This is a genomic window from Burkholderia sp. EMB26 (assembly GCF_024730645.1).
Lineage (GTDB): Bacteria > Pseudomonadota > Gammaproteobacteria > Burkholderiales > Burkholderiaceae > Burkholderia > Burkholderia cenocepacia.
Window position 1 is genome coordinate 779,608 of record NZ_CP078071.1, and the last position, 14,965, is coordinate 794,572.

Here is a 14,965-nt window from a genome sequence, read left to right on the forward strand (position 1 = left end):
CCGGACAACGGCGTCCCCCCGTGCACGGCACGGCCGGATGCCGGTGCGTTTCGACCGCCCGCCGCCGCCGAGCAACAACGCGAAGCAGACCGCCGCAGGCATGCGATGCGGCACAGGAACACGACATGACGACAGGCAAAGTCACGCTGCTGGGCGCCGGCCCCGGCGACCCCGATCTCCTCACGCTGAAGGCGGTGAAGGCGCTGGCCGCCGCCGACGTGCTGCTGCTCGACGATCTCGTCGCGCCCGGCATCGTCGAACTCGCGCCGCAGGCGCGCGTGATCCGCGTCGGCAAGCGCGGCGGCTGCCGCTCCACGCCGCAGGCGTTCATCGAGAAACTGATGCGCCGCCATGCGCTGCGCGGCGCGCACGTGGTGCGCGTGAAAGGCGGCGATGCGCTGCTGTTCGGGCGCGCCGGCGAAGAACTCGCGACGCTGCGCGCGGCCGCGATTCCGGTCGAGATCGTCAACGGCATCTCGTCGGGATTCGCGGCCGCCGCGAGCCTCGGCATCTCGCTCACGCATCGCGAACACTGCCAGGGCGTCACGTTCGTCACCGCGCATCGCCAGGACCACGGCGAACCCGACTGGGCCCGGCTCGCGGCGACCGGCACCACGCTCGCGATCTACATGGGGATGAGCCGCGTCGACAGCATCGCGGCGGGCCTGCTCGCCGCGCTCCCCGCGTCGACGCCGGCGGCGGCCGTGCAATGGGCCGGTACGCCCGAAGAGCGTCGCTGGAGCGGCACGCTCGACACGCTCGCAAGCGGCATCGAAACCGCGCGGCTCGGCAGCCCGGCCGTGATCCTCGTCGGCGGCGCGATCGGCGAAACGGCCGCGCAGGAGGCGGACGCGGCAATCGGCGCGGCGCTGCCGCGGGCCGCCTGACATGGGCGGCATCGCGCGGCTTCGGCCGCTCCCCGTTTCGTTCACCCCCGGCCGCGCGTGCGGCCCGACTGCCTCGTTCGCCCCTTGCACCGACGCATCGCTGCCCCTGTCGCCCGCCTCATGAGTTCGTCCGCCCTGCCCGTCCGCCTGCGCGTGCTGCTCGTCACCGATACCGACAAGCCGATCGGCGAACTCGGCAATGCGCTCGCGCGCCTCGGCTACGAGATGCTGAACGACGTCGCGACGCCCGCGCGCCTGCCGGCGGCCGTCGAGGAGCAACGCCCGGACGTCGTGATCATCGATACCGATTCGCCATCGCGCGACACGCTCGAACAGCTCGCCGTCATGCATGCGACCGCGCCGCGCCCCGTGCTGATGTTCAGCCACGACGCCGACCAGGAACTGATCCGCGCGGCGGTCGGCGCGGGCGTCAGCGCGTATCTCGTCGAAGGGTTGTCGGCCGAGCGCCTCGCGCCGATTCTCGAAGTCGCGCTCGCGCGCTTCTCGCACGACGACGCGCTGCGCCGCCGGCTGGCCGACGTCGAGCGCGAACTCGAGGAACGCAAGCTGATCGACCGCGCGAAACGCGTGCTGATGGACCAGCGCAAGCTGTCCGAACACGATGCGTATGCCGCGCTGCGCAAGCGCGCGATGGATCAGGGCCTGCGCATCGTCGACGTCGCGCGACAATTGCTCGACGCGTCACCCCAGTCATGAGTGCCATGCATACCTCTCCTCCCGCCGCGCCGGAACGCGCGCATCTTCGCCTCGGGTTCGTCGCGCTGAGCGACTCGGCCCCGCTGATCGTCGCGCAGCGCCTGAATCTCGGCGCGCGTCATGGCCTCACGCTCGAATTGAGCCGCCAGCCGTCGTGGGCGGCCGTGCGCGACAAGCTGCTCAGCGGCGAGCTCGATGCCGCGCACGCGCTCTACGGGCTCGTCTGCGGGCTGCAGCTCGGCATCGGCGGCCCGCGGGCCGACATGGCCGCGCTGATGGTGCTGAACCGCAACGGGCAGGCGATCACGTTGTCGCGGAGCCTCGCCGACGCGTACCGCGAAACCGCCAACGTGCGTGCCGCGTTCGCGACGCTCGGCCGCAAGCCGCTGCTCGCGCAGACCTTCCCGACCGGCACGCACGCGATGTGGCTGAACGCGTGGCTCGCGTCGCACGGCGTCGATCCGCTGCGCGACGTGCGCAGCGTCGTGATTCCGCCGCCCGAGATGGTCGCCGCGCTCGCGGGCGGCGAGCTCGACGGCTTCTGCGCGGGCGAGCCATGGCACGCGGTGGCCGAAGCGTGCGGCGCGGGCCGCACCGTCGCCGTCACGAGCGAGATCTGGCCCGATCATCCGGAGAAGGTGCTCGCGACCCGGCGCGACTTCGTCGCGCTGTATCCGGCCACCGCGCGTGCGCTGGTCCGCACGCTGGTCGATGCGTGCGCATGGCTCGACAGCGCCGCGCACCGCCGCGAGGCGGCCGACTGGCTCGCGTCGCCCGACGCACTCGGCGTGCCGGCCCGGCTGATCGCGCCGCGCCTGCTCGGCGACTACGGCGCGGGGCCGTTCGCCACGCCGCCGCTGCCGATCCGCTTCCACGACGGCGGCGCCGTGAACCGGCCCGATCCGCGCGAGGCGCTGTGGTTCCTGTCGCAATACCGGCGCTGGGGCATGCTCGACGGTTCGCACGACGATGCGGGGATCGCCGCGGCGATCGCGCAAACCGCGTTGTATGATGCTGCGGTCGCCGAAGGCGGCGCAGCGGGCCCGTCGCGGGCGTGACGCGCGCCGCACGGTGCAGCCCGCGTGTGCCGCCGGGCCACGGCGCCCGGCCGCTGCCCGCCCGCACGACACCGCCTTGCCACTCCGTCCCCGCTCCGAATCGATGCCGAAACGAACGCGCGCGCCGCTCGACGTGCTGCTCACCGAAATCCGCGCGTGCCGTGCATGCGAAGCCGACCTGCCGCTCGGCCCGCGCCCGGTCGTGCGCGCCCATCGCGACGCGCGCATCCTGATCGTCGGGCAGGCGCCGGGCGCACGCGTCCATGCGAGCGGGATTCCATGGGACGACGCGAGCGGCAAGCGGCTGCGCGACTGGCTCGGCGTCGACGCCGAGACCTTCTACGACGAGACGCGCTTCGCGATCGTGCCGATGGGCTTCTGCTACCCGGGCCGCGGCGCGAGCGGCGACAACCCGCCGCGCCCCGAATGCGCGCCACTGTGGATCGACCGGCTGCTGGCCGAACTGCCGTCGATCCGGCTCACGCTGCTGATCGGCCAGTACGCGCAGCGGCATTTCCTGCGCGGCGCCCGCAAGGCGACGCTGACCGATACCGTGCAAGCCTGGCGCGACTACGGCCCGGCCGTCCTGCCGCTGCCGCATCCGTCGCCGCGCAACCAGGCCTGGTTCAAGCACCATCCATGGTTCGACGCCGAGGTCGTACCTGAGCTGCGGCGCCGGATCGCGCCGCTCGCGGCAGGCTGAGCGGGGCCCGCGAGCCGGCGCCCGGCCCCGGCGCGCCCGGTTCGCTGTACCATCGCGGCTCAACCGCGTCACGAACAGCACAATCCTTCATGCCCTCCACCGCCCCGCCGCGCCTGTACGGGATGCCCGAACGCAGCGACCGGCTCGATTTCTACATCCGCGACCAGGCGTCGCGCCAGGCGATCACCGAGCCGCACCGGCACGCGTATTTCCAGATCCAGTTCAACCTCGGCGGCGACACCGAGCAGCGCATCGGCGGCGTCACGCGGCCGTTTCCGCGCGGCGCGCTCGCGTTCGTGCTGCCGCACCGCGAGCACCTGATTCCGCATCCGGAAGGCGCGCACTTCATCGTGATCAATTTCAGCCAGGCGTTCCTGCGCGCCGATCTCGACGTCGATCCGCTCGATCTCGAGGACGTGCCCGCGCACCGCTTCCCCGAACTGACGCCGTTCCGCTTCCAGGAGCACCTCGATTTCATCCTGACCGGCGATACGTACGACGAAGCGCGCCGCCTCGCGCTGTGCATGCTCGACGCCGATCGCGTGCGCACCTTCGGCTCGACCACGTTGCTGCGCGGCTACCTGCTGCAACTGATCGGGCTCGTCTGCACGCAGTACGCGGGCGCGCTCGACAAGCTCGCGCAGCGCGGCGCCCAGCGCGCCGGCCGGCGTGACGCGCTGGCCCGCGTGCTGCGCCACGTGCGGGCGAACCTGACGCGTGAGGACCTGACGCTCGCCGCGACCGCCGAAGCCGCGTTCCTGTCGCCGAACTACCTCGCACACCTCGTTCGCAAGGAAACCGGCAGCACCTTCACCGATCTCGTCACCGAGCGCCGGATCGCGCTCGCGCAGTCGCTGCTGGCCCACACCAGCCGGCGCATCGCGGACATCGCGCGCTCGGTCGGCTTCCGCGACGAAGGGTATTTCGCGCGGCGCTTCCGCGCGCGGGTCGGCGTGTCGCCGAAGGCGTACCGCGACGCGAACGCCGCGCTGCCCGCCGCCGACGACACGCAGGCGGCCACCGACGCGTAGTTTTGTCCCGGTAAAACGCAGTTGCGTCGCATCCGGGCGCATGCGCGTCGGGTATCGTTGCACGCATGCCGGCCGCTGCGCCGGCCATCCGTCTTCCTACCGAACGAGGCCATCAGATGTCCGCCTATGTCATCGACGCCGCCGAGCGTCCTTCCGTCGAAGTCGAACAGTCGTCCGCGCGCTTTCCGGTGCGCCGCGTATTCTGCGTCGGCCGCAACTACGCCGACCACGCCCGCGAAATGGGCGCCGACCCCGACCGCGAACCGCCGTTCTTCTTCACCAAGCCCGCCGACGCGATCGTTCCGGCCAGCGGCACGGTCGCCTATCCGCCGCTGACGAACGATCTCCATCATGAGATCGAGCTGGTCGTCGCGATCGGCAAGGACGGCCGGTCGATCGACCCGGCCGACGCGCTGTCGCACGTGTGGGGCTACGGCGTCGGCGTCGATCTCACGCGCCGCGACCTGCAGGCCGAAGCGAAGAAGCTGAGCCGGCCGTGGGACTGGGCGAAGGGGTTCGACGCGTCGGGCCCCGTAACCGCGCTGCGCGCGGCGACGGCCACCGGCCATCCGGCCGCCGGGCGCATCTGGCTCGCGGTCAACGGCGACACGCGCCAGCAAGGCGACCTGGCCGACATGATCTGGCCCGTGCCCGACGTGATCGCGTACGTGTCGCGCTCGGTCGAGCTGAAGGCCGGCGACCTGATCTTCACCGGCACGCCGGCCGGCGTCGGTGCGCTGCAGCCGGGCGACCGCGTGACGGGCGGCGTCGACGGCATCGCGACGTTCGAATTCGTGGTCGGCGCGAAGCCGTAACGCGGCACGCACGGCGGCGCCTGTCCGGGCCGCCGCGCGAGATCCCGATGCCGGTCAGTCGTAGCGGCGCAGAAAGGCGTCGGCGACGGCCGGCGGATTCAGCGCTTTCGCCGACGCGTTTTCCAGCGCCTCGGCCGCATCGTCGTCGCTGATCGACACGAACAGCGTGATCGCCGCCCGGTCATCGCCCGTGCCGAACACGCCGTCGCGATCGAGCAGCCGCAATGCCTCGATCATGTCGGCGTGCAGTTGCCGGGAAAATTCGCTGAAGCGCGACGGGACGAACTGCGGGCTCAGCACTTCGTCGGCCAGCCGGCCGCAGATCGCGTTGAACGGCGAAGCCTCGGCCGCCGCGTACGCCCACTCGGCCACGCCCCACACGAACCACGGGTCGTCGTCCGCCACCGCCTGCCGCGCGCGGACCCGGCGCAGCCCTTCGACCGAATTGGCCGCCGGCACCACCGTCATCGCTCCGCTGTCGGTGTACAACGCAAACGCGTAGAAATGCTCGTCCGGGTGCAACGCCCGCAGCGCCCGGAAGGTCGCCCTCGCGGCATCGGCAATATCCCGCTGGAAATCAGAAAAGTCGCTCATCGCATCCTCGTCCAGTCGCCTTTTGCGCTCGTCGGGACACGCGGCGCGCGGCTCGTGCGTCGTCTCCCGGCATGCGGCGGATTGTCCGTCATTCGGCCGCGCACCGGTACCGGGGCGCACCCGCGCTCACCGCCCGGCGTCCTGTCCGTCGAACACCCGCACGCACACGGCGGCCGCCAGCGCGATCGCCGCCGACAGCAGCATCATCGCGAGCGGCAGGTAGCCCGCGTTGCCGACGGTCAGCAGCGCGCCCGTCAACGACGACAGCGCGGCGCCGCCGCCGATCGTCATCGCGCCGGCCAGCCCCGACGCGCTGCCCGCCAGTTCCGGGCGCACCGACACCGCGCCCGCATGGGCGCCCGGGTTGCTCAGCCCGTTGCCGATGCCGACCAGCACGCACGGCCCGAACCATGCGAGCGCGTGCGTCGCGCCGCCGGACATCAGCGCAAGCCCGATCAGAGGCCCGGCACACGCGACGACCCGCCCGCCCAGGATCGTCGTGGCCAGCGCGTAGCGGCGCGCGCCCCGCGCGGCCAGCAAGCTGCCGCACACGAAACCGGCCGTGATCGTCCCCATGTAGAAGCCGATCTCCGCCGGCGCGATGCCGAATCGCGTTTTCGCGGCGAGCGGCGCGCCGGCCAGGAACGCATAGAACGCGCCCGTCGAAAACGCCATGCACAGCGCATAGGCCCAGAAGCGGCGCGCACGGAGCAGCGCCGGATACGCGCGAAGCTGCTGCCCGAAGCTCGACGACCGGCGCGTATGGGTTTCGACGAGATCGCGCGCGCACCAGGCGAACAGCGCGACGCCGACCGCGCCAAGCAACCAGAAGCTCGCGCGCCAGCCGACCGTCTGGTCGAGTGCGCCGCCGAGCGTCGGGCCGAGCATCGGCGCGAATGCGGCCGCCATCGCCGCATAGCCGATCCGGCTCGCCGCGCGCGCGCCGCCGCCGGTGTCGCGGATCGCCGCCATCGACACCGGATAGACCGACGTGATCGCCGCCTGCATCAGCCGGCAGCCGAGAAACACGCGGATATCGGCCGCCATCGCGCAACCGAGCGACCCGAGCGCGAATAGCGCGACGCTCGTCAGCACGATCGGCCGCCGCCCGAACCGGTCGGACAGCGGCCCCGTCACGAACTCGAGCGATGCGGCCACCGCCGCATACCCGCCGAGCGACAGCGCGACGAGCGCATAGTCGGTGTGCAGGTCGCGCACGATCGCCGGCAGCGACGGCAGGAACAGGCTCAGCGGCAGGACCGACAACGCGCACAGCAGGATCAGCGTGGCGTGCCGCGGCGACGCCGGGTCGGACGCGGTCGACAGGTTCGATGACAAGCGGATGCCCTCCCGCGCAGGGCCGCACGGCCGTGCGCAACACAAAAAAAAGCCCCCGAACGAGTCGGGGGCGCATGGGTGCCGGCGCGATCCCGCTACCGGACCCTGCGCCTGTGGATGACTACGATGAAGCAAGCCGTTTTCATGCTGAATGGCTCCTGGATGCGTGGCGGACCGCCAGCGATATCGGACGATGTTAGGCGGACGACGGCAGCCGCGTCAACGCCCTAACGCGCGCGCACCGACACGAACTTCCGCGCGTTGTTGCGCTGGATCAGCACGGCGATCACGCTGCCGCCGCTCGCTTCGAGCGTCTGCACGTCGTCCGGCGTCTCGAGCAGCGTGTCGTTGAGCTCCAGCACCACGTCGCCCGGCTGGATGCCGGCGCGCGCGGCCGGGCCATGCACCGCATCCACCATCATCCCGACCGCGAGCCCGGTCGAACGGCGCTCGTCGTCGCTCAACGCGTGCATCGTCAGGCCGAGGCGGTCGCCGTGGTCGCCTGCATCGCCCGCCCCCGAACCCGGCCCCGGCCGCGCGGCGGCCTTCGACGCGGCCATGCCGACCGTGGTGGCCGCGCTACCGCCCGCGTCGTCGGCGCCGGTGATCGTCAGCATCATCGGCGCACGGTTGCGGATCACACGCAGCCGCGCCTTGCCGCCCGGTGGCAGCGCGCCGGCCAGATCGTTCAGTTCGGCCGAGTGGCCGATCGTCTTGTCGCCCACCTTCACGATCACGTCGCCGGGCTTCAGGCCGGCCGCGGCGGCCGGCGAGCCGGGCGCGACCCCGTTGACGAGTGCGCCCGCCGGACGCGGCAGTCCGAACGCCGCGGCCAGGCCGACGCCCACGTCCTGCACGTCGACGCCGAACGCATTACCCGACGACGCCTCCGCCGCGAGCGGCGGAGCCTGCTGCGCCTGCACTTGCGCCTGCTGTTGCGCACGCAACTGGGCGCGCACCTTCGTCGCGAACGCGATCGGGATGGCGAACGTCGTGCTCGCGTAGCGGTCGGCGCCCGTATACACCTGCACCGCGATGCCGATCACGTCACCCGCGCGATTGAACACCGGGCCGCCCGAGTTGTCGGGGTTCGGTGCGATGTCGGTTTCGAAGAACGGAAACGCGCTGCCGTCCGGCAGCCGGCGCGACGTCGCGCTGACGATGCCGGCCGTGACCGTGTTGCCCGAGCCGTCCGGCGCGCCGATCGTCATCACCGGTTCGCCCGCGCGCACTTTCGACGAATCGCCGACGCGCACGAACGGCAGCTTCGTCGCGTCGACGCGCAGCACGGCCACGTCGCTTTGCGGATCGACGGCCAGTACCGTCGCCTTGAATTCGCGCCGGTCGGTGAGCCGCACCGTCACGTCGGTCGCCTCGTCGACCACATGAGCGGACGTGAGGATCAGGCCATCGGCGCTGACGATGAAACCCGAGCCGCTGCCGGACACCGCACGCGGCGCGGTATCGGGCGCCGGTGCCTGCGGCCCCTGCGCGGACGGCGGTGCGCCATGGCGGAAGAACGCGGCGAGCGGATCGTCGGGATCGAGCATGGCAAAGGCCGGGCCGCCGGTTTGCGGGTCGGGCGTGGCGGCCATGATGGTCACGACCGCCGGGCCGTAGCGCTCGACGATCGCCGGGAAGTCGACCGGCATCGCGTAAGGCGCGGCGGGCGGCCGCGCCTTCATCGCGGGCGGTGCGGCGGGTGGTGCGAGGGTGCCGGCGATGGCGGCGGGCGGCGGCAAGATTCCGGCAAGCACGCCCCCGATCAACGCGGTGCGAAGCACGGCGCGAGCAAGCGTCTGGCAGACCACGGTGCACCTCCCCCGGGCAGTCGCGACGCCACCCTGCGCGAGACGCGCAGGCGCCCGACGAGCACCGGTACACGCCTCCATTTATAGCCCACGCGCCGGTTGGAACATACGAATCGAAACCCGTATGCCGGGAGGTGCCCGGGCGGCGGAACCGCGAGGGCGGCCGTTTCGAACAAAGTGCGCGGTTCGTCAATCCGAATATCCACCACGCATTGGGGTGGACGTCGGTGCCGGGGTCTTCGTCACGGTCTGCGGCCGGGCATGCCATCTGTCGCACATCACGGACAGGCCGAGCGCAATCACGATCACGCAGCAGGAAGTTCGAGGTGGCGAAACCCTACCATCACGCGTGCCCCGCGCCCACCCGCTCCGCGATCGCCGACACCATCCGCAACATCGGCTCGAACGCATCGGCCGACGTATTGCCGAAACCAAGCACGAGCCCGTTGCCGGCGCGCGCCGCATCGATCGCGAAACCCGACAGCGGAAACGGCCCGATGCCATGCGCGCGCGCCGCTTCGACGATCGCGCGATCGCGATAACGCGCCGGCAGCCGCAGCGCGAGATGCAGCCCGCACGGGCCGCCCTCGATCTGGTGCGGCACGCTCAGGCTGCTATCGAGTGCGGCGAGCAGCAACCGCCGCCGGTCGCGATACAGCCGGCGCATCCGTCCGAGATGCCGGCCGTACTCGCCCGTCTCGATGAAATCGGCCAGCGCGAGCTGCACGTGGCGCGTCCCGCCGCGCAGCATCTCCGGCAGCGCCGGCCGCACGGCGGCCAGCAACGCGTCGGGCAGCACGAGAAAACCGATCCGCAGCGCCGGAAACATCGTCTTGCTGAACGAGCCGAGATAGACGACCGGCGAATCCGGCGCGAGCCCGTGCATCGCGCCGATTGGCTCGCCGGTGTGACGGAATTCGCTGTCGTAGTCGTCCTCGATGATCCACGCGCGATGGCGGCGTGCCGCATCGATCAGCGCGAGCCGGCGCGAGATCGACAGCACGGCGCCGGTCGGGAACTGGTTCGACGGCGTCGTGTAGACGAGGCGCGGCGGCCGCTCGCGCCAGTCGTCCGGTTCCGCACGCAGCCCTTCCGCGTCCACCGGCATCGGCACGACGTCGAGGTCGGCCGCCTGCATCGCGGTGCGCGCGCCGCGATAGCCGGGCTCCTCGACCCACACCGTATCGCCCGGATTGGTCAGCAACTGTGCGCACAGCGCGATCGCGCCTTGAGCGCCTTCGGTGATCACGATCTGTTCGGGATCGCAGCGCACGCCGCGCGTGACGGCCAGATGGCGCGCGATCGATTCGCGCAGGGCGGATTCGCCGAGCGGGTCCCCATACGCGAGCAGCTCGCGGCCGGCACGGCGCAGCGCGCGGTCGATCGCGTGCCGCCACGCATCCACCGGGAAATGCGACAGCGCGGGCACGCCCGGCCGGAAGCCCTCCGATTCGCCGGTGCCGACGAGGCTCGGACGAATCCGGCCGAGCCGCTGCGCGACGGCCGGCGGCGCGGTCCGCCTGCGCGGCGGCGCCGGCCGCGACAGCCCGACGACCCGCGTGCCGCGACGATCCGACTGCAGGAAACCTTCGGCGACGAGCTGCTCGTACACGGCGGCCGTCGTATTGCGCGACACGCCGAGCGTTTCGGCCAGCGCGCGCGTGCCGGGCAACCGCGTGCCGGCCGGCATCGCGCCGCCGAGGATCGCGTCGCGCAAGCGGCGCAGCAACTGGCGCTGCAGCGACGGTGCGCCGGGCGTACGTGCCAGCGGCGCATCGAGCGGCAGCAACGGCGCGGCGCCGGAAGGAAAGGCAGTCGTCATCGGAATATCGCGGCGTGAAAAGTCGAACCTGCGGTGATTGGCGAACGGCGGGCGATCACGGCTCGTGGCACCATAAATTTACCGTTCTCTGGCGCTTCTCATGGTACCTCGCCGGGACTACGATCGTCTGCATGCCGGCATGTCGCCGGCCGCCAACCGAAGCGAGATCGACCTTGCCCACGCTCACCAACGCTTTCCAGCAGCCCATCGGCCAACCCGTTCCCGACTGGTCCGCGCGTCCGCGCCCCGAGCGCATCGCGCTCGAAGGCCGTTACTGCCGGCTCGAACCGCTCGACGCCGAGCGCCATGCGGCCGACCTGTACGCGGCCTACGCCCAGGCGCCCGACGGCAGCGACTGGACCTATCTCGCGCACGGCCCGTATGCCGACGAGTCGAGCTACCACGACTACGCGCGCGGCGCGCAGGCGAGCACCGATCCGCTGCACTACACGGTGATCGACCGCGCCACGGGTCGCGCGGTCGGCACGCTCGCGCTGATGCGCATCGATCCGGCCAACGGCGTGATCGAGGTCGGCTCCGTCACGTTCTCGCCGCTGCTCAAGCGCACGCCGGTTTCGACCGAAGCGCAGTTCCTGCTGATGAAGTACGCGTTCGACACGCTCGGCTACCGGCGCTACGAATGGAAGTGCGACGACCTGAACGCGCCGTCGCGCAAGGCGGCCGCCCGGCTCGGCTTCCGCTACGAAGGCACGTTCCGGCAGGCGATCGTCTATCGCGGCCGCAATCGCGACACCGCGTGGTTCTCGATCATCGACGGCGAATGGCCGGACGTCCGCGCCGCGTTCGAAGCATGGCTCGCACCGGAGAACTTCGATGCCGAAGGCAACCAGCGCCAGCCGCTCACCGCGATACGCCACGCGCAGGCCAGCGCACGCGACGCAGCCAGCCGCGCGAACGACGCCACGCGCGTCACGGTACGCCCGCTCGTCGCCGCCGACGAAGCCGCGTGGCGTCCGCTGTGGCAGGGTTACCAGAAGTTCTATGACACGGCGCTGAGCGACGCGGTGTTCGCGACGACCTGGGCGCGCCTGATGGATCCGGCCGAGCCGATGTTCGTGCTCGGCGCGTTCGACGCGTCCGGTGCGCTGGTCGGGATCGTGCATTCGATCTACCACCGCTCGTGCTGGACCGAAGGGCCGTACTGCTATCTGCAGGACCTGTACACGGCGCCCGACGCGCGCGGGCAAGGTGCCGGCCGCGCGCTGATCGAGGCCGTGTACGAACGGGCCCGCGAAGCCGGCGCGAGCCGCGTGTACTGGCTCACGCACGAGACCAACACGGCCGCGCGCGCGCTGTACGACAAGCTCGCGAACAACGCCGGTTTCATCCAGTACCGGCACGACCTGAAGAAGTAACGTCGCCGCTCCGACGGCCGATGTTCAGCCCGGAACATCGGCCGGATCGCGTGCGTCGCGGTCCCGCCGCGCGCCATCGCACGCCGCACCGCCCCTACCCGGCACCGACGCCGGGCAGATCATCTCGTCGCCGTTGGCCGGCACCGGTCGCCGCACCGGCCGGAACACCGGCTCGCCCGGCTCGATCGGCTGCCCGGAAAGCGCGCAGCGACCGGGCTGCAACGCGACGCGCAGCCGCCAGCGCTGCTCGCCGTAGTGACACCGGCCGCTCTCGACCCATCGCACCAGCAGTCCGTCGTCGCCCGCCTCCAGCACCGTGACGAACAGTTGCGGGCGCAACGGCGACGCCGCGGCCGTCCCCTGCTCCGGAATCGGCGCGCGGCCGATCGTCACGAGCGGATGCGCGATCACGCCGCCGCGCGACGGCATCGCATCGTCTTCGTCGAACGCGGACGCGTCGCACGACAGGTCTTCTTCGCAGATCGGGCTTTCCATGGTGTTGAGCATGCTTGACGAATTTCCGTGCAGGTTGAACGACGCCGGCGCGTTCAGCGCCGGCCCATCGGTTCGCGCAGCAGGGACAGGCCGATCGCCGCGCCGACGGCGGCGGCCGCGAGCATCAGCCCGATGCCGCCCGACCAGCCAAACGCACCGACGATCGCGCCGATCGTCAGCGGCCCGATCACCTGGCCGAGATAGTTGCCCTGCACGACCCAGCCGATGCTGAGCGGCGCCAGCGACTGCGACGGGGCGGAGCCCGGCGCGCACGCGAGAATGGTCGCGGGCAGCATCCCGGCCATCGCCGAAAACGCGAACCCGAGCACGACCGCGAGCGGCGCGGGTGTCGCCGCGCCGAAGAGGCCCGCGCCCGCCGCGCCGATCGCGACCGACGTCGCCGCCATCACGATCCCCGGTCGCGCCCCGCGCGACAGCAGCCAGCCGGCCGTCAGGTTGCCGATCACGCACGCGGCGACGATCGCCGCGCTGATCAGCCCCGCCGCGCCGACCGCGACGCCGAGGCGCTGCATCAGGAACACCGGCAGGAACGTCATCACCGCGAAGAACTGCACGTTGTAGGTCGCGAAGCCCAGTGCGAGGAGCGTAGTCGAGCGCGACGCGAGCACGGCGCGCAGCGCGGAGCCGATGCGCGTCGTCGCCTGCCGCGACGGCGCGTCGGCCGACGTCGTGACCGGCACCGCGGCCGCCGCGACGAGCGTCAGCGCCGCGGCCGCGAGCCAGCCGTTGCGCCAGCCGCCGAGCAGCGGCCCGACCAGCATCGACAGCGCCATGCCGGCCGGCATGAAGGTGCTCCACAGGCCGAACGCGAAATTGCGCCGTTCGGGCGGCGTCACGCGGTTCAGCACGGCCGGCGCTGCGACCACCACGATCACGAACCCGAGGCCTTCCGCGAAGCGCGTGGCCAGCAACAGCGCGAAGCTGCCGGCCCAGGCGCCGGCCACGCTCGACAGGCCGAGGATGACGAGGCCCGTCACCAGCAGCCGCCGGTCGCCCCAGCGCCGCACCAGCAGGCCGGCGGCGATCCCGCCGAACACGCCGACGAACGGAAACACCGACATGATCCCGCTCAGCGACGCGAGCGAGCCGCCAAACTCGTGCTGGAGCGACGGCAAGCCGATCGTCGCCTTGCCGACGTGCAGCGCCGACACGATGCTCGCCAGCACGACGTTCGCGACGGCGGCCCGGTAGCTGCGCGCCGGCAGCGTGGCGGCATCGGCCGCGACAGGCGATTCGGTCATCTTCACCTCCGTTGAAGCGGCGGCGTGCAACGGGATGTCTCACGCGACCGCAATCGGACTGGCGCACATGATACAAATTGAAGTTAACTTCAAGTAAAGGGGCAGCGCGCGCAACGATCCGTTTCGGCGATGGTGACAATGGCCGGCGCGACACGCGACGGCATCCTGGTCTAAGCTGTCCGCTTCGTCCGACAACGCCGCGCCCCTCCTTATGTCGACCGCCTCCCCTGCACCGGCCACGCTGTTTCCGCTCGACGAAGCCTGGACGGATTTCCCCCGCCGCAAGGCGGCCGTGCGCACCTTCATCGCCGGGTACTGCGCCGCGCGCGGCCGGCGCGATGCGCCGCTGCACGACGGCCCGGACGGCCATGTCGTGCAGTTCGACGGCGCGATGGGCCGGCCTTTCGAGCATTTCATGATCGAGGGCGCGCCCGTGTCCGGCGCCGGCCCGTTTGCGGTTGGCGCGTGGATCACGCGCTACGGCGCGGCACCGCTGCCGCCCGCGCTGCACGGCCGGACGCGCCGGCTGACCGACGAGCATTTCATGGCCGCCGACATCGACGGGCTGTCCGGCGACGACGCGCTCGCGCTTTCGCTGGCCTGCGACACGCCTGGCGCGATCGACGCGTTCAACGCCAGCGGCGCCTTCGCGCCGTTCCAGCCGAATCCGGCCGCGTTCCTGTTCGCGCACCGGCTCGACGGACAGATCGCGGCCACCGCGCGCTACGGCTTCGCGTCGCCGCGCGATATCGTCGTCGACCGCGTCGGGACGGCGGACGCATACCGCCGCCGCGGCCTGGCGACGCAACTGCTCGCCGCGATCGTCGCGCACGCACGGCACCGGGGTGCGCGCCGCGTGTGGCTCATATCGACCGAGGTCGGCCAGCCGCTGTACCGCGCCGCCGGATTCACGCCGCTCGCCGCGGTCGCCGTGGACGAAGTCGTCGCCTGAACGCGGATCGAACGGCGCCGCCCGTCGCCGTTCGTCTCGCGATTCGTCTCATTGCGCTGAGACGAACGTCCCGGCGTCTCACGCGCTTCGCTGTGGCGCTATCG

Annotated in this window: 14 protein-coding genes; 8 read left to right on the plus strand and 6 right to left on the minus strand. The window is 71.6% G+C overall.

Going from position 1 to position 14,965, the window contains the following annotated elements:
• Positions 1–125: 125 nt before the first annotated feature.
• The 6 genes from cobA to KU887_RS20370 all read left to right on the plus strand — a co-directional run bounded on the left by cobA (position 126) and on the right by KU887_RS20370 (position 5,211).
• On the plus strand, positions 126–887 hold the full coding sequence (gene cobA / locus KU887_RS20345) for a uroporphyrinogen-III C-methyltransferase (protein WP_194131954.1): 762 nt from the start codon (positions 126–128) through the stop codon (positions 885–887).
• Positions 888–1,007: 120 nt separating this feature from the next.
• Positions 1,008–1,604 (plus strand): ANTAR domain-containing response regulator, encoded by a 597-nt coding sequence (locus tag KU887_RS20350; protein ID WP_006494730.1) that lies wholly within the window; start codon positions 1,008–1,010, stop codon positions 1,602–1,604.
• A 5-nt stretch (positions 1,605–1,609) separates the two neighbouring features.
• Positions 1,610–2,662: a CmpA/NrtA family ABC transporter substrate-binding protein gene (locus tag KU887_RS20355; RefSeq protein ID WP_258257607.1), complete on the plus strand. Its 1,053-nt coding sequence runs from the start codon at positions 1,610–1,612 to the stop codon at positions 2,660–2,662.
• A 103-nt stretch (positions 2,663–2,765) separates the two neighbouring features.
• Positions 2,766–3,365: a uracil-DNA glycosylase family protein gene (locus KU887_RS20360; RefSeq protein WP_006483783.1), complete on the plus strand. Its 600-nt coding sequence runs from the start codon at positions 2,766–2,768 to the stop codon at positions 3,363–3,365.
• 89 nt (positions 3,366–3,454) lie between these two features.
• Positions 3,455–4,396 carry a helix-turn-helix transcriptional regulator gene (locus tag KU887_RS20365; RefSeq protein WP_034202257.1) on the plus strand — a complete coding sequence of 314 codons (942 nt, stop codon included), beginning with the start codon at positions 3,455–3,457 and terminating at the stop codon, positions 4,394–4,396.
• A gap of 116 nt (positions 4,397–4,512) precedes the next feature.
• Positions 4,513–5,211 (plus strand): fumarylacetoacetate hydrolase family protein, encoded by a 699-nt coding sequence (locus tag KU887_RS20370; RefSeq protein ID WP_034202256.1) that lies wholly within the window; start codon positions 4,513–4,515, stop codon positions 5,209–5,211.
• A 54-nt stretch (positions 5,212–5,265) separates the two neighbouring features.
• Here the strand turns inward: KU887_RS20370 and KU887_RS20375 are convergent, their stop codons facing one another.
• The 4 genes from KU887_RS20375 to KU887_RS20390 all read right to left on the minus strand — a co-directional run bounded on the left by KU887_RS20375 (position 5,266) and on the right by KU887_RS20390 (position 10,776).
• Positions 5,266–5,805: a DUF4303 domain-containing protein gene (locus tag KU887_RS20375; protein WP_006494727.1), complete on the minus strand. Its 540-nt coding sequence runs from the start codon at positions 5,803–5,805 to the stop codon at positions 5,266–5,268.
• Between the two features lie 126 nt (positions 5,806–5,931).
• The gene (locus KU887_RS20380; RefSeq protein ID WP_258257615.1) at positions 5,932–7,143 is read right to left on the minus strand and encodes an MFS transporter; all 1,212 of its coding nucleotides are present in this window, start codon (positions 7,141–7,143) and stop codon (positions 5,932–5,934) included.
• Positions 7,144–7,370: 227 nt separating this feature from the next.
• Complete coding sequence (locus KU887_RS20385) at positions 7,371–8,954, minus strand: trypsin-like peptidase domain-containing protein (RefSeq protein ID WP_258257616.1); 1,584 nt, start codon at positions 8,952–8,954, stop codon at positions 7,371–7,373.
• A gap of 343 nt (positions 8,955–9,297) precedes the next feature.
• The gene (locus KU887_RS20390) at positions 9,298–10,776 is read right to left on the minus strand and encodes a PLP-dependent aminotransferase family protein (RefSeq protein ID WP_060263381.1); all 1,479 of its coding nucleotides are present in this window, start codon (positions 10,774–10,776) and stop codon (positions 9,298–9,300) included.
• A 173-nt stretch (positions 10,777–10,949) separates the two neighbouring features.
• Between KU887_RS20390 and KU887_RS20395 the strand changes: the two genes are divergently transcribed.
• Positions 10,950–12,152 (plus strand): GNAT family N-acetyltransferase, encoded by a 1,203-nt coding sequence (locus KU887_RS20395; protein ID WP_125331829.1) that lies wholly within the window; start codon positions 10,950–10,952, stop codon positions 12,150–12,152.
• 24 nt (positions 12,153–12,176) lie between these two features.
• Here KU887_RS20395 and KU887_RS20400 read toward each other — a convergent pair whose 3' ends face one another.
• Both KU887_RS20400 and KU887_RS20405 read right to left on the minus strand, forming a co-directional pair.
• Positions 12,177–12,659 (minus strand): DUF3331 domain-containing protein, encoded by a 483-nt coding sequence (locus tag KU887_RS20400; protein ID WP_006487344.1) that lies wholly within the window; start codon positions 12,657–12,659, stop codon positions 12,177–12,179.
• 41 nt (positions 12,660–12,700) lie between these two features.
• Complete coding sequence (locus tag KU887_RS20405) at positions 12,701–13,909, minus strand: CynX/NimT family MFS transporter (RefSeq protein WP_258257622.1); 1,209 nt, start codon at positions 13,907–13,909, stop codon at positions 12,701–12,703.
• A 211-nt stretch (positions 13,910–14,120) separates the two neighbouring features.
• On the opposite strand from KU887_RS20405, the gene KU887_RS20410 reads away from it, so the two are divergent.
• On the plus strand, positions 14,121–14,861 hold the full coding sequence (locus KU887_RS20410) for a GNAT family N-acetyltransferase (protein WP_034202247.1): 741 nt from the start codon (positions 14,121–14,123) through the stop codon (positions 14,859–14,861).
• The last annotated feature ends 104 nt before the right edge of the window (positions 14,862–14,965 follow it).

Bases quoted from the DNA above. Each gene is read 5' to 3' on its own strand.
- cobA (WP_194131954.1), top strand. From the start codon at position 126: ATGACGACAGGCAAAGTCACGCTGCTGGGCGCCGGCCCCGGCGACCCC.
- KU887_RS20350 (WP_006494730.1), top strand. From the start codon at position 1,008: ATGAGTTCGTCCGCCCTGCCCGTCCGCCTGCGCGTGCTGCTCGTCACC.
- KU887_RS20355 (WP_258257607.1), top strand. From the start codon at position 1,610: ATGCATACCTCTCCTCCCGCCGCGCCGGAACGCGCGCATCTTCGCCTC.
- KU887_RS20360 (WP_006483783.1), top strand. From the start codon at position 2,766: ATGCCGAAACGAACGCGCGCGCCGCTCGACGTGCTGCTCACCGAAATC.
- KU887_RS20365 (WP_034202257.1), top strand. From the start codon at position 3,455: ATGCCCTCCACCGCCCCGCCGCGCCTGTACGGGATGCCCGAACGCAGC.
- KU887_RS20370 (WP_034202256.1), top strand. From the start codon at position 4,513: ATGTCCGCCTATGTCATCGACGCCGCCGAGCGTCCTTCCGTCGAAGTC.
- KU887_RS20375 (WP_006494727.1), bottom strand. From the start codon at position 5,805: ATGAGCGACTTTTCTGATTTCCAGCGGGATATTGCCGATGCCGCGAGG.
- KU887_RS20390 (WP_060263381.1), bottom strand. From the start codon at position 10,776: ATGACGACTGCCTTTCCTTCCGGCGCCGCGCCGTTGCTGCCGCTCGAT.
- KU887_RS20400 (WP_006487344.1), bottom strand. From the start codon at position 12,659: ATGCTCAACACCATGGAAAGCCCGATCTGCGAAGAAGACCTGTCGTGC.
- KU887_RS20405 (WP_258257622.1), bottom strand. From the start codon at position 13,909: ATGACCGAATCGCCTGTCGCGGCCGATGCCGCCACGCTGCCGGCGCGC.
- KU887_RS20410 (WP_034202247.1), top strand. From the start codon at position 14,121: ATGTCGACCGCCTCCCCTGCACCGGCCACGCTGTTTCCGCTCGACGAA.